The following is a 12,421-nucleotide window of genomic DNA, read 5'->3' on the forward strand; positions in this document are numbered from 1 at the left end:
CTTCTATCTGCCCCAGCGCATAACTCGCCTGGCTCCGGGCGCCATGGTCGGGACGCGCTCAGTCCTCCGTCAGAATCCGTACCGGTCGATCCCATTGGATGAGGACGACGCATCCCGTGTCGCTCCACACAGAATGTTCGCTGCCGATCGCATTGATCACACAACACCCAACGCCGTAATCACCGCTTTCGTCAGACTGCGTGCCTTGCAACACCAGTATCGTCTCCAGCCCTTCATGCCGATGGCGAGGCACGGAGGCACCCGCCTCGTATTTCAGCAGTGCCACGCCCGGCTGGTCGTCAATGAAGCGCTTGATCCAGTGGATGGTCACGCCATCGCGAAAGGGCTCGAAATCCAGCGTCTTCCAGCCGCCCTGAGTCAGGCTTTCCCGGGTCGTTTCAGGCATCAATCGCCTCCAATACATCGTCGAGATGCGCCGTCCAGCCGACGATGCCCCCTTGCGCCCTGATCATGTCAAGTGCAGCCTGTTTGAACTCTGGGAAGTAGCTCGCCGTCGCTTCCTCGACCAGAAGGCATTCGTAACCGCGGTCATTGGCCTCGCGCATCGTCGTCTGCACGCAGACCTCCGTGGTGACGCCGGCAAAGACAAGTTGCTCGATGCCGCGCGCCTTCAACGTCTCGCCGAGCGGCGTCGCGTAAAACGCGCCCTTGCCAGGCTTCTCGATCACGATCTCCCCGTCGATCGGCGCCAGTTCCGGCAGGATTGCGGTCCCCGGCTCGCCTGAGATCAGGATGCGCCCCATCGGGCCGACATCGCCGATCCGAAGTGTCGGTGTGCCGCGATTGCGCTTGGCCGGCGGAAGGTCGGAGAGGTCGGGCCGGTGGCATTCCTGCGTATGGATGACAGGCAGGCCAACGGCACGGAAACCCTCGATCAGGCGTTTGACGTCGGAAACGATGGCGGTGACGTAGCTCACGTCATTACCGAGGCTCTCGCCAAAACCACCGGGCTCGGCAAAGTCTCGCTGCATGTCAATGACGATGAGCGCGACGCTCTCGCGACGGAGCGGAAAAGAGAAGGGAAGGGCCTTGATGTCAGCCATCAGTGATGTCCCGCCATATGCGCGCCAATGACGGAAATGTCGGCCATATGGGCCGGTGTCTCGAACACTAGCTTGCCTTCTGACATCACGAGAATACGGTCCGACATCTCCAGCAACTCATCCAGATCCTCCGAGATCAGCAGCACGGCGGTGCCGCTGTTGCGCGCCTTCATGATCCGCGAGCGAATTTCTGCAACCGCCGAGAAGTCGAGCCCGAAACAAGGATTTGACACGACCAGCAGATCGACATCTCCCGTCAGTTCGCGGGCAAGCACCGCGCGCTGCACATTGCCGCCGGAGAGCGAGGCGATCGGCGAGGCGGAAGAGGCCGTCTTCACCTTGAAGTCTGCGATCAGCTCGCCTGCGCGCTTCTTCATGCCGCGCAGATCGAGCCAGCGGGTCTCCCGGCCTTCCCCATCGAGGTCGAAGGTGCGGAATGCTAGGTTCTCGCTGACGCTCATCTTGGGCGCACAGGCATTCTGCAGCGGCTCCTCTGGAATGAAGCGCACGCTGCTGCTGCGGGTTTCCGCCCGGGTTGCGCCATAGGCCGTACCTTTCACCTGGACGCGGCCGGCTTCGGTCGGACGCTGTCCCGCCAGGATCTCGGAGAGTTCCTTCTGACCATTCCCCGAAATGCCCGCGATACCGACGATCTCGCCTGATTTGACAGCAAGCTGGTCGATCTCGATGGTCTTCAGGCCTGTCCTGTCGAGTGCCTTCACGCCATCGAGTTCCAGGATTGGCTTGGCATCCACCTGTACCGGTAGCCGGCTATCGAGCTCCGCCAGTCTGATGTCGCCGATCATCATCGCGGCCATGTCTTTCGTCGGAAGGGCGCTGGTCTTGCCACCCCCGGTAAACTTGCCCTTGCGCAGAACGGAAACCGCATCTGCAAACTTCGTCACCTCGTGAAACTTGTGGCTGATCATCAGCACGGTCAATTCGCCGCGCTCCGTCATGCCGCGCACCAGGCCCAGCATGTCGTCGGCCTCGCCGGGTGTCAGCACCGAGGTCGGCTCGTCGAGCACGAGAAAACGTCGGCCGAGATAAAGCTGCTTGATGATCTCGAGCTTCTGTTTCTCGCCGGCGGCGAGCTCCGCCACGGGGCGGTCGAGCGGGATCTCGAAGGGCATGGTCTGCATGAAGGCGGAGAGATCATGCTTTTCCCGCGCCCAGTTGATGACAGCCGGCACTTCGTTCCGGCTGATGACCAGGTTCTCCGCGCCGGTCAGTGACGGGACCAGTGTGAAATGCTGGTAGACCATGCCGAGTCCGAGGGCGGCGGCATCGCGGGGTGAGCCGATCGTCACCTCCCGGTCGTCGACCATCAGCTGTCCCGACGTCTGGCGGTAAAAGCCCATGATGCATTTCACGAGCGTCGATTTGCCGGCGCCATTTTCACCGAGAAGTGCATGAAACGAGCCGGGCTCGACCTTGATCGAGACGGTGTCCAAAGCAGTGAAACTGCCAAAGCGCATGGTCATGTCGACCGTCTCGATACCGACTGCCGGGATGGCTTTTGCGGGTGGAATCTCGCCGATGATCATGGCAACTGCTCCACCAGCGCCTTGGAATTCGAGACCGAGCCGAAGACGCCGCCCTGCATCTTCACCATTTTGATTGCGGCGAGATGGTTGCCATAGTCGGTCGCGCCGCAGCAGTCCTCCAGCAGCAGGCATTCGAAGCCGCGGTCATTGGCCTCGCGCATGGTGGTGGACACGCAGACATCGGTGGTGATTCCGGTGAGGATGATGTTCTCGATCCGCTTCTGATTGAGGATCAGTTCGAGATCGGTGGCGCAGAACGAGCCCTTGCCCGGCTTGTCGATTATGGATTCGCCCTCAATCGGATAAAGCTCGGGAATGATGTCCCAGCCAGGCTCGCCCCGCACCAGAATGCGACCGCATGGGCCGGCGTCGCCAATGCCCGCCCCGATCCGCTGCGATCGCCAGCGCTTGTTGGCCGGCAGATCGGCCAGATCAGGACGATGACCCTCGCGCGTATGGATGATGTGATAACCCTTGGCCCGCATGGCGGACAGCACCGCCTTGATCGGTTCGATCGGTGCCTGCACCAGCGCCAGATCATAGCCCATATGGTCGACATAACCGCCCTTGCCACAGAAATCGGTCTGCATGTCGATGATGATCAGCGCGGTATTATCAGGACGAAGCTTGCCGTTATAGGGCCAGTTGTACGGATCGCCGACAATGTAGCTCGTCTTGGTCTCGGTCATCGCGTCCATGGTTGTGCCTCCTATTCGCCAGCCAGCTTGTAGTTCTCGCCGAAGCGTCGCTTCGGCTTCTCGAAGCCGCAGCTGGTCCCGTCGGTTATCTTCACCTGGTCTTCCCAGGGCAGCCGGTAGCGTCCTGCGACGAGGTCATGCATGTAGCTGTAGGGCGCATCCTGTGCGCCGCCGGCGACCGCGACATAACCGCGATGGCCGAACTGGTAGATGTTGTTCTCGACACCCCAGCCGAGCCGCGCTTCGCGCACCAGATCCGGACGAACTTCGGCAGTGATGATCTCGTTCACCCGACCACTTGTGCCATGCGCAATGATCGAGCCGTCGAAATTGCAGATCATGCCTTCGCCCATGCTGTCGAAGGTCCCGTCCGATCCGCACATGCAGACATTGGCCGTGACCATCAGGTTGCAGAAGGCATTGGACTGATTGGTGAACTTCCAGCTCTCGCGGATAGGCGCGGTATAACCAGCCGTCCGGATCATGATCTCCGCGCCCTTGTAGGCGCATTCCCGCGCCATTTCCGGGAACATGCCGTCATGGCAGATGATCAGCGCGATCTTGGCGCCCTTCGGCCCTTCGATGACGGGAATGCCCTGGTCGCCCGGCTCCCAGGGCTCGACGGGCACCCAAGGGTGCATCTTGCGATAATAGAGCTTCAGTTCGCCCTGGTCATCAATGATGATCCCGGAATTATAGGGCATGCCGCCGGGGTTCAGCTCCATGATCGAGAAGCAGCCCCAGATCTTGTTCGCCTTGCAGGCGCCTTTGAAGGCAGCGACCTCGGGACCATCCAGCGTGCACATGATGTCAGGATTGATGTCCATCGAAAGCCCGTGCAGGGCATATTCGGGGAACACCACCAGATCCATATTAGCCTGATTGCGCCGCGCCTTGCCGACCAGATCGACGATCACCTGCGTCTGCTTTGCCAGATCCGCCTTAGTCACGGTGTTTGGAAGCTGCAGCTGCACCAGGCCGATGCCCACTCCGTGCTCCGATTTGTTCAGTCCACCCAGGCCATTCATGGAAAATCTCCTTTTTGGATGGTTACTTTGTCAGCGAGAGTGCTGCCGGCGCGCCCGTCAGCGAGCGGGTTGGCGAGGACGTCGCAATCATGATGATGAGCGTCAGCACGTAAGGGGCTGCGTAGAAGAGGTAGTAGCCGGAGGTGACGCCGACCGATTGCAGCGCCGGTCCGAGCGCGCCGGCACCGCCGAACAGCAGCGAAGCGAGCAGGCAGCCGAGCGGGTTCCAGCGGGCGAAGATGACCAGCGCCACCGCCATCAGGCCCTGACCCGAGGAAATGCCCTCGTTCCACGATCCTGGATAAAACAGCGACAGATAGGCGCCGCCAACAGCCGCCAATGCGCCACCGACAGCGGTTGCCAGCAGCCGGATCGTATCGGGATTGAGCCCCATGGCGCGTGCCGCATCCGAACTGTCGCCGGCCACGCGCAGGATCAGCCCGATCCGCGTGTTGCGCAGCGCCCAAGACAGGGCAAAGGCCAGCAGAATGCCGATCAGGAACAGAACGTTGATATTGAGCGCCGCCTGGATCTGCGGGTAGCTGGACCATCCGCCGAACGGGATAGACGGCAGTTTCGGTGCAGCTGGCTGGATGAAGGGTTTGCCGAGGAAGAAGGCAAGCCCCAGGCCGAACTGCATCATGGCAATGCCAATTGCGATGTCGTTCACCTTGGGAAACTTGCAGATGAAGCCGTGAATGAGCCCGAAGCCGGCGCCAGCGCCCATGGCCGCGAGCACGCCGAGCCATGGCGAACCGGTCATAACAGCCGTGCCATAGGCCGCCATGGCACCGAACACGAGTGTGCCCTCGAGGCCGAGATTGATCCGCCCCGAGCGCTCGGTGATCATTTCGCCGAGGCTCACGAAGATGAACGGGGTCGACACACGGATCGCCCCGGCAAGGATCGCCAGCGGCACACCCCAGAGCCCGATATCGGTTCCGTCCATCAGGAAGCTCCCTTGGCAGAGTGCGGCGCGGCCCAGAGATCCGGATTGAAGATCTTGAAGCGCCCGTAAAGGGTTTCGGAAAACAGCACCGCGATGAACAGCGTGCCCTGAAGCACCAGCACGGTCGCATCCGGCAGCGCCATGCGCCGCTGGATCAAGCCACCCGAGGCGTCGATGCCGCCGAGCAGGATGGCGACCGGGATGATGGCGAGCGGATTATGCCTTGCAAGGAAGGCGACGAGGATGCCGGTATAGCCGTATCCCGCTGCCAGCGATCCGTTGGCGCTGCCCTGAACCGCGGCGACCTCGATCATTCCTGCCAGTCCGGCAAAGGCGCCGGCCAGCGTGGTAAAGCCGACGATCAGCCGGCCGACGGGCAGACCCTGGATTTGCGCCGCCCGCATGTTGCCGCCGGCGATGCGCGCGGCAAAACCAGCCGTCGTCCACTCGATGATCACATAGGAGATCACACAGGCGACGATGCCGATCACGAAGCCCCAATGCACATCCATCCCGGGCATATTGCCCAGCATGAACTCTGCCGGCAGCGGCGCGGTTGACGGTTTGTTGAGGCTTGCGGGATCGCGTAGCGGCCCCTCGATCAACTGGTTCATCAAGGCAATCGCGATATAGGCAAGAAGCAGCGATGCGATTGTTTCATTGACCCCGCGATAGTGCCTGAGAAACCCCGACAACCCGATCCACAACCCGCCAATGGCCATGGAGGCAAGCCCCATCAGCACCCAGACCGGAAGGGGCGAGAGCGTTGATGTCAGCGGCAGCGCGATGGCTGCTCCGGCAAGCCCACCGAGCACCACGGCTCCCTCCGCGCCGATGACGGTTAGTCCCAGACGCGCCGGCAAGGCGACGCAGAGGGCCGTCAGCAACAGGGGTGCGGCTCGGCTCAGTGTGTTCTGGATCGAGAACCAGCTTCCGAAACCGCCCTGATACATGAGCTGGAACAACTGCAGCGGCGACTTGCCGAGCGCTGCGATGAACACACTGAACACGCCAAGCCCCACGACGACCGCAAGAAATGCGATTGCCACGGGTTCGGCCCGGCGTGCGAGCCATTCGAGAACGGGTCGGAGATCCTCCGACCACGCTGCTGTGGGTGTCAGGCTCTGGCTGTTGGGATCTGCCGTCATGGCATCAACTCCCGGCTCAAGAGGTCGAGCCGATGACGCCCTCGACGAGATATCCCATGCTCTCCAACTCGATCGCGTCTTCGACGAGATCCGCCGTCACCACCACCGCGCCCTTGTTGTCCTTCAGGCCCGCCTTGAAGACGGAGAAGCCGCCCTTCAGCATCTCGGCCTGCGTCGCCTCGAACTTGGCACGCGCCTCGGCAGAAACGGCAGGTCCGAGCGGGCTCATCTTGACGAAGCCGTCCTTCAGGCCGCCGCGGACAAAATTGCCGAGCTTCTCGCCGGCCTGCGCCTTCTTGACGAAGTCGGTATAGACATTGCCCCAGGCCCATTCGGCGCCGGTCAGGTATTTCTCAGGCGCGAGCGGGCTCTGGTTGGCGTGGTAGCCGCAGACGAATGCGCCACGGCCGGCTGCCGTCTCGACCACAACCTTCGGGCTGTCGACATGGCAGGTGATGACATCAGCGCCCTGGTCGATCAACGCGTTGGTGGCTTCGGCTTCCTTGACCGCCAGCGACCATTCGCCGGTGAAGATCACCTGGCAGGTAATCGACGGATCGACCGAGCGTGCGCCAAGCAGGAAGGAGTTGATGTTCTGTACGACCTGCGGGATCGGCTTGGCGGCAACGAAGCCGATCTTCTTGCTCTTCGAGGCATAACCGGCGGTGATCCCGTTCAGGTACTGACCCTGGCCGATATAGCCGAAATAGGAGCCGGTATTCATGGGGTTCTTGCCCTCCTGCCAGAGGCCGCCGCAATGGCGGAACTGGATGTCAGGATATTTCTCGGCCATGGCCAGCATATGGGGGTCGAAGTAACCGAAGGACGTCGGGAACAGCAGCGTCGCCCCGTCGAGGTTGATCATCGATTCCATCGTCTTCTGCACGTCGACCGTCTCAGGCACATTTTCTTCTTCGACGACGGTCACGCCCGGCAGCGCCTTGATGATCGCGGCACCTTCGGCATGGGCCTGGTTGTAGCCATAGTCATCCTTCGGGCCGACATAGATGAAGCCGACCGTCAGGGCGGTCTGGGCAGCCGCAGGGCCGAAACTCATCGGCAGCGCTGCGGTGCCGGCAAGGGCTGCTGACGTCTTCAGGAAGGAGCGGCGGGTCACGGGCATGAATCTGTTCATTTGATTGGTTCCCCTTGTTGGCTTTTGCCATTCGTATTCTCGTGAAAGTGTATGCAACCTGCGTGCCAGAACTATAAAGTACTGAAATTTCATGATGAAATTCCGCAAGCCGTTTCGCGCTCAAAACTGCATGCAGTTTTAATCGGCCGTCTGGCTAGGTTTTAGGCAGGCCGCCGCAGCTGAAAATTCCAGCAACCAACGCCCATTCATCGCCTTAGGTTGCGGAAAAGCCGCAGAACGCAACTCTCGCAATTTGACACCGTCATGAGGCCTTGGCATGTGTATGCAGTCATTGAGATCGAGAGCGTGTTGGAACGAGCCGAAAAGAGAACCCTGACCCGCACCGGGACAACGGTCGAGCATATGGTGCGCGCTATCGCGGACCTGATCATCACCGGTGCCTTGAAGCCGGGGGAAAAAATGGATGAGGGCTCTCTTGCCGTGCGTTTCGAAGTGTCGCGAACACCCGTTCGCGAGGCCCTGCGCCAACTCTGCGCAATGGGCCTGGTTGATCGCCAGCCGAACAAGCGGGCTGTCGTCACCAATGTCAGCGGCAGCGCTCTCAATTCGATGTTCGAGGCCATGGCCGAACTGGAAGCGATCTGCGCCCGACTGTCTGCCGAGCGTATGACCACTGCCGAGCGTCGGCGATTGCAGAAGATGCACGAGGATTCGGCGGCTTTTGTCGGCGCGCTGGCCGGAGAGGACTACGAAGCCTTCAACACTGAATTTCATACGCAGCTGTATCGCGGTACGCACAACGAACACATTTTTGAGCTCGCCACCCAGACCCGTGCGCGGCTGTCGCCTTTTCGCCGCGCCCAGTTCCGCCTTGAGGGGCGCCTGTCGAAATCCTGGGGCGAACATGATCAGATCGTCGCCTCGATCCTGCGCGGTGAGGCCGTCGCAGCGGGTATCGCCGCCTATGAGCATGTGTCGATCGTTCGCGATGCGAGCGCCACCTTTGCCCGGATCGGTCGCGGCTGATCGCCAGACTGCGGTGCGATCAGGGATTTGCGCCGGCAACACCAGTTCCCTGCCGTCAATTCCTTCTTATCGCAGGGCCGCCAACTCGTCCCGGTGACGCATCATCGCAAGCAGCAAGGCGTGATCACGCGCCAGAGCCTTCTGCCGCGCAGGATCCGGTTGCACCGCCCGCAGCGGAAAACGCATCGCGGTTCCGCCCGCTTCCGTGGTCGCAAGGACGCCTGCACAGACGCCGGCATGCAGCGCCGAACCCAGGAGCACCGCGTCACAGCCGTCGGGGACATGCATCACCCGACCAGTCGCATCGGCATAGAGTTGCGACAGCAACGGGTGATCGGCGAGTCCACCGGCCAGGAACAGGTTTTGCAGGTTTCCGGCCTTGCTGGGCAGGTGATCGATGATGTTGCGGATGCTGCAGGCCAGCGCCACGCAGCTGCGCCAATAGAGCCGCAACAATCCGTCCAGACTGCGGTCGAGATCGAGTCCGGCAATCGTGCCCGTCAGCAGTGGGTCCGAGAGGGGTGACCGGGTGCCGTGAAAATCCGGTAGCACGCTGATCGGCATACCAAAATCGGGCCCTTCCTCGGCCAGTCGCACGCTGATCCGATCGAGGATGTCGCGATGGCGATCTTTCGTCGGCGTTCCACCGGCCGGATGATCCTTGAGGATGTGGTCGAGGAAAGCACCGGAAGCGGATTGCCCCGCTTCCGTCAACCAGAGGCCCGGCAGTGCGGCATCGCGAAAACCGCCCCAGCAGCCGGGCCCGGAGATCGGCTCGTCCGAGAGCATGACGATGCAGCTTGACGTCCCGGCGATCAACGCCGCTCGGCTGCCGGGGAGGCGCTCATGCGTAAGGTCCGTCCCGAACAGGGCCACCGCCCCGGCATAGGCATCCACAAGCGCCGGCGCCACAAGGCATTCGCTGCTGAGGCCGAGCGCCTCTGCTGCCGTCGGCGATAAAGACCCGACCGGCACATGAATGGGATGAGACGTTTCAGGAAGTCCCGCTTTTTCAATCAGGTCAGCGAGCCCAATCCGGGCGTAAAATTCGTTCGGGCGTGCTCCGGGGGGCTGTGGTGCATAGCCCCACTTGGATGCCAGGGGGGAGTGACTTCGCCGGTCGATGCCCGTTCCCCGCCATGTCAGGTAGTCGCACAGGTCGAAGATCAGCCCCGCCTTCGCCCAGGTTTCCGGCTTGTGCCGCTTCAACCACAGGAGCTTCGGCAGCTGCATTTCGACCGAGAGCCGCCCGCCGAAGCGCTCAAGCAGCGGATCGTCGAACCCATTGCATTCGCTTGTTTCGGCGATGGCGCGATGGTCCATCCACAAGATGGTGTCGTGATTGCGCTTGTCCGTGGTGGAAACCGAAAGCGGTGCCCCGTCGCTGGTCCGCACCACGAGAGAACAGGTCGCGTCGAAACCGATCGCGGCGACGGTGCCGCCCGCGATGCCCGCTTCGTCAAGGGCTGCCCGGGACGCTGAGCAGACAGCATCCCAGATCTCCTCGCTGTCCTGTTCCATGTGGTTGTGCAGCGGTCTGTGCACGGAAATCGGCACGACACAACGGGCGAGCTGCCGGCCCGCGAGATCAAAGACACCGGCTCGCGCGCTGCCCGTGCCAACATCCACGGCCATGAGGTGCTCACGCATCAGAATTGTCTTCCAGTCTCCCCGCTCCGCCGACAAAGTGGAGCAAATCCTCCATCGCGTCAAACCGTGCGTCGGGCTTGAGAGCGGCAAGTGCCGCCTGATAGGAGGCGTGGTTCGTGTGCGATCCGCCGGTAAAGGCGCAAACCCTCATGCCGGCGGCCTGGGCGGCCACGATCCCTGCCGGGCTGTCCTCGATGACCATGCAGGCCGATGGATCGGCACCCATGGCGGCAGCGGCATGCAGAAAGAGATCTGGTGCCGGCTTTCCGTGTTCGACCATGGTCGCACTGAAAATTGACGGTGTGAAAAGGTCGAGCAGTCCGGTCGCTGCCAGCGACAACTCGATGCGCTCACGCTGGCTGGATGAGGCGACGCACCAGGAAATGCCCTGCTCTTTTAGCGCGGCGACAACGCGGTCGACCCCTGCAATCGGCTGCAGTTCCTGCCGAAAGCGCGCATAGAGCGCTTCGCGCATGTGAGTCAGAAAAACCTGATCGATCTCGACCTGAAACTCCTGGCGCACGGCCTCGGCCATGGAAGCGATGCTGCGTCCGAGAAACCGTTCGGCGGCACCATCCGCATCGATCGCGATCCCCTTCACCGCCAGAGCCTCTACCAGCACCTCCAGCGCGATCGGTTCGCTGTCGACCAGCACGCCGTCACAATCGAAGATTACCAGTTGGGTCGGCTTGATTGCGATCATGGGTCAGACAGGGTTCCATCCAGGTAGCGCTGGAGGGTAGCCGCCGTTCCATGGACCCGCAAGCTGTCGAGTGCGGTAAGGAAGCGCTTGCGGAACAGAGGGTGGCTGCCCGTGGCTCCGAAGATGTCGCTGAGGCCGAGGAAGGCATCTGCGTTCGTGCGCGATGCCAGCGCAGCTGTCTGCAGCCGCTCGGCGCTCGCATCATTGAACATCAGGGCCTTGCCGCTGTCTGATACTCCCTCGAAATAGCGACACCACAGCGCCGAAACCAGCGCCAGCCCCTGCACGTCGAGCCCCTTGGCCAGCCGGTCGGCAGTGGAGGGCAGAATAAATTTTGGCTGGCGGTTCGATCCATCCTGCGCCAGCCGCGGGATCGTGTCGCCGATCTTCGGATTGAGGAAGCGCCGTTCGATCAGGTCGACATAATCCGACAGGCTTGTGTCCGGCACCGGCGGCACGACCGGAACGATTTCCTCGTGCTCTAGCTTCGACAGGAAGGCGCGGATCAACGGATGTTCCATGGCCTCATGCACGAAGTGGATGTCGAGAAGCGCTGCCGGATAGGCGATCGCCGCATGGCCACCGTTCAGGATCCGAAGCTTCATCAGTTCATAAGGCGCGACATCGGGCACGAAGGTGACCCCGACCGCCTCCAGCCCCGGGCGCCCGAGCGGAAACTTGTCCTCCAGCACCCACTGCTTGAACTCTTCGCAAAACACCGGCCAGCCGTCTTCGATTCCGTAGACATCTCGTGTCAGATCGATCTCCCGTTGGCCGGTCGCAGGCGTGATACGGTCAACCATGGCATTCGGAAAAGCCACGTTTTCATGGATCCAGTGCGCAAAATCCGGATCGGAGAGGTTAGCCAGCCCGCAGAGCGTCGCTTCGGTGACCTCGCCATTGCCGGGAATGTTGTCGCAGCACATCACGGTGAAGGGCGGATGTCCTGCCGCACGCCGGACCTTCAATCCGGCGATGATCAGGCCAAACACGGTCTTCGGCGCATCAGGGGTTTGCGCGTCGGCAACAATGGCCGGATGGGCGGGATCGAATTTGCCCGTCGCCGGATCGATGAAATATCCACCTTCCGTAATCGTCATCGAGACGATCCGGATGGCAGGGTCCGCCAGCGTCGTGATGATGCGGTCAAAGTCCGGCGCCGTGATCACGTCCAGCATTGGTCCGGTCACCGTCGCGGCCGACCGCGTTGTGTCCTGCTCGACCACCGTCGTCAGGAAATCCTGTGCCTTCAGTGTGTCCCGCATCTTCTGGTCCGACGGCATGACGCCGGCGCCGATGATGCCCCAGTCGAGATCGCGACCCTGGTTGAACAGCTCGTGCAGATAAACCGCCATATGGGCCCGGTGGAAATTCCCGACACCGAAATGCAGGATGCCGGGTTTGATGTCCCCGCGCTTATAGGCGGGCACCGAGGCTTTGGCCGAGATGTCGGCGAGATGGTCGAGGGAAAGTTTGGTCGTCATGATCTCATTCCTTGGCTCGGAGCGCGGC

12 protein-coding genes are annotated in these 12,421 nt (G+C 61.8%); 1 reads left to right on the plus strand and 11 read right to left on the minus strand.

Annotated features, from left to right (window positions below):
• Positions 1-58: 58 nt before the first annotated feature.
• Genes FJQ55_RS00405 through FJQ55_RS00440 form a run of 8 tightly spaced genes read right to left on the minus strand, consistent with a single transcriptional unit; the run spans position 59 to position 7,569 of the window.
• Positions 59-406 (minus strand): cupin domain-containing protein, encoded by a 348-nt coding sequence (locus FJQ55_RS00405; protein WP_140825779.1) that lies wholly within the window; start codon positions 404-406, stop codon positions 59-61.
• Positions 399-1,064 (minus strand): cysteine hydrolase family protein, encoded by a 666-nt coding sequence (locus tag FJQ55_RS00410; RefSeq protein ID WP_140825780.1) that lies wholly within the window; start codon positions 1,062-1,064, stop codon positions 399-401. The genes FJQ55_RS00405 and FJQ55_RS00410 overlap by 8 nt, the downstream gene beginning before the upstream one ends.
• Complete coding sequence (locus FJQ55_RS00415; RefSeq protein WP_140825781.1) at positions 1,064-2,611, minus strand: ABC transporter ATP-binding protein; 1,548 nt, start codon at positions 2,609-2,611, stop codon at positions 1,064-1,066. Before FJQ55_RS00415 ends, FJQ55_RS00410 begins: the two co-directional genes overlap by 1 nt.
• The gene (gene biuH / locus FJQ55_RS00420) at positions 2,608-3,309 is read right to left on the minus strand and encodes a biuret amidohydrolase (RefSeq protein ID WP_140825782.1); all 702 of its coding nucleotides are present in this window, start codon (positions 3,307-3,309) and stop codon (positions 2,608-2,610) included. Before biuH ends, FJQ55_RS00415 begins: the two co-directional genes overlap by 4 nt.
• A gap of 11 nt (positions 3,310-3,320) precedes the next feature.
• Entirely contained in the window at positions 3,321-4,337 is a 1,017-nt protein-coding gene (locus tag FJQ55_RS00425; protein ID WP_140825783.1) for a formamidase, read from the minus strand.
• Between the two features lie 22 nt (positions 4,338-4,359).
• The gene (locus tag FJQ55_RS00430) at positions 4,360-5,286 is read right to left on the minus strand and encodes an ABC transporter permease (RefSeq protein WP_140825784.1); all 927 of its coding nucleotides are present in this window, start codon (positions 5,284-5,286) and stop codon (positions 4,360-4,362) included.
• Positions 5,286-6,434, minus strand: coding sequence for an ABC transporter permease (locus FJQ55_RS00435; RefSeq protein ID WP_140825785.1), 1,149 nt, complete (start codon positions 6,432-6,434; stop codon positions 5,286-5,288). Before FJQ55_RS00435 ends, FJQ55_RS00430 begins: the two co-directional genes overlap by 1 nt.
• A 16-nt stretch (positions 6,435-6,450) precedes the next feature.
• Positions 6,451-7,569, minus strand: a complete 1,119-nt coding sequence (locus tag FJQ55_RS00440; RefSeq protein ID WP_140825786.1) for a BMP family ABC transporter substrate-binding protein — start codon at positions 7,567-7,569, stop codon at positions 6,451-6,453.
• Positions 7,570-7,932: 363 nt separating this feature from the next.
• On the opposite strand from FJQ55_RS00440, the gene FJQ55_RS00445 reads away from it, so the two are divergent.
• Positions 7,933-8,556 carry a GntR family transcriptional regulator gene (locus FJQ55_RS00445; protein ID WP_425467520.1) on the plus strand — a complete coding sequence of 208 codons (624 nt, stop codon included), beginning with the start codon at positions 7,933-7,935 and terminating at the stop codon, positions 8,554-8,556.
• 66 nt (positions 8,557-8,622) lie between these two features.
• Here the strand turns inward: FJQ55_RS00445 and FJQ55_RS00450 are convergent, their stop codons facing one another.
• The 3 genes from FJQ55_RS00450 to FJQ55_RS00460 are packed head-to-tail and all read right to left on the minus strand — an operon-like array spanning position 8,623 to position 12,393.
• On the minus strand, positions 8,623-10,206 hold the full coding sequence (locus FJQ55_RS00450; RefSeq protein WP_140825787.1) for an FGGY family pentulose kinase: 1,584 nt from the start codon (positions 10,204-10,206) through the stop codon (positions 8,623-8,625).
• Positions 10,199-10,909 carry an HAD family hydrolase gene (locus tag FJQ55_RS00455; RefSeq protein ID WP_425467480.1) on the minus strand — a complete coding sequence of 237 codons (711 nt, stop codon included), beginning with the start codon at positions 10,907-10,909 and terminating at the stop codon, positions 10,199-10,201. The genes FJQ55_RS00450 and FJQ55_RS00455 overlap by 8 nt, the downstream gene beginning before the upstream one ends.
• The gene (locus FJQ55_RS00460) at positions 10,906-12,393 is read right to left on the minus strand and encodes a mannitol dehydrogenase family protein (protein ID WP_140825788.1); all 1,488 of its coding nucleotides are present in this window, start codon (positions 12,391-12,393) and stop codon (positions 10,906-10,908) included. The genes FJQ55_RS00455 and FJQ55_RS00460 overlap by 4 nt, the downstream gene beginning before the upstream one ends.
• Positions 12,394-12,421: the final 28 nt, after the last annotated feature.

The sequence above is a fragment of the Rhizobium glycinendophyticum genome (genome assembly GCF_006443685.1).
Lineage (GTDB): Bacteria > Pseudomonadota > Alphaproteobacteria > Rhizobiales > Rhizobiaceae > Allorhizobium > Allorhizobium glycinendophyticum.

Excerpts from the sequence above, each read along its gene's own strand:
- FJQ55_RS00405 (WP_140825779.1), bottom strand. The coding sequence starts at position 406 with ATGCCTGAAACGACCCGGGAAAGCCTGACTCAGGGCGGCTGGAAGACG.
- FJQ55_RS00410 (WP_140825780.1), bottom strand. The coding sequence starts at position 1,064 with ATGGCTGACATCAAGGCCCTTCCCTTCTCTTTTCCGCTCCGTCGCGAG.
- FJQ55_RS00415 (WP_140825781.1), bottom strand. The coding sequence starts at position 2,611 with ATGATCATCGGCGAGATTCCACCCGCAAAAGCCATCCCGGCAGTCGGT.
- biuH (WP_140825782.1), bottom strand. The coding sequence starts at position 3,309 with ATGGACGCGATGACCGAGACCAAGACGAGCTACATTGTCGGCGATCCG.
- FJQ55_RS00425 (WP_140825783.1), bottom strand. The coding sequence starts at position 4,337 with ATGAATGGCCTGGGTGGACTGAACAAATCGGAGCACGGAGTGGGCATC.
- FJQ55_RS00430 (WP_140825784.1), bottom strand. The coding sequence starts at position 5,286 with ATGGACGGAACCGATATCGGGCTCTGGGGTGTGCCGCTGGCGATCCTT.
- FJQ55_RS00435 (WP_140825785.1), bottom strand. The coding sequence starts at position 6,434 with ATGACGGCAGATCCCAACAGCCAGAGCCTGACACCCACAGCAGCGTGG.
- FJQ55_RS00440 (WP_140825786.1), bottom strand. The coding sequence starts at position 7,569 with ATGAACAGATTCATGCCCGTGACCCGCCGCTCCTTCCTGAAGACGTCA.
- FJQ55_RS00445 (WP_425467520.1), top strand. The coding sequence starts at position 7,933 with ATGGTGCGCGCTATCGCGGACCTGATCATCACCGGTGCCTTGAAGCCG.
- FJQ55_RS00450 (WP_140825787.1), bottom strand. The coding sequence starts at position 10,206 with ATGCGTGAGCACCTCATGGCCGTGGATGTTGGCACGGGCAGCGCGCGA.
- FJQ55_RS00455 (WP_425467480.1), bottom strand. The coding sequence starts at position 10,909 with ATGATCGCAATCAAGCCGACCCAACTGGTAATCTTCGATTGTGACGGC.
- FJQ55_RS00460 (WP_140825788.1), bottom strand. The coding sequence starts at position 12,393 with ATGACGACCAAACTTTCCCTCGACCATCTCGCCGACATCTCGGCCAAA.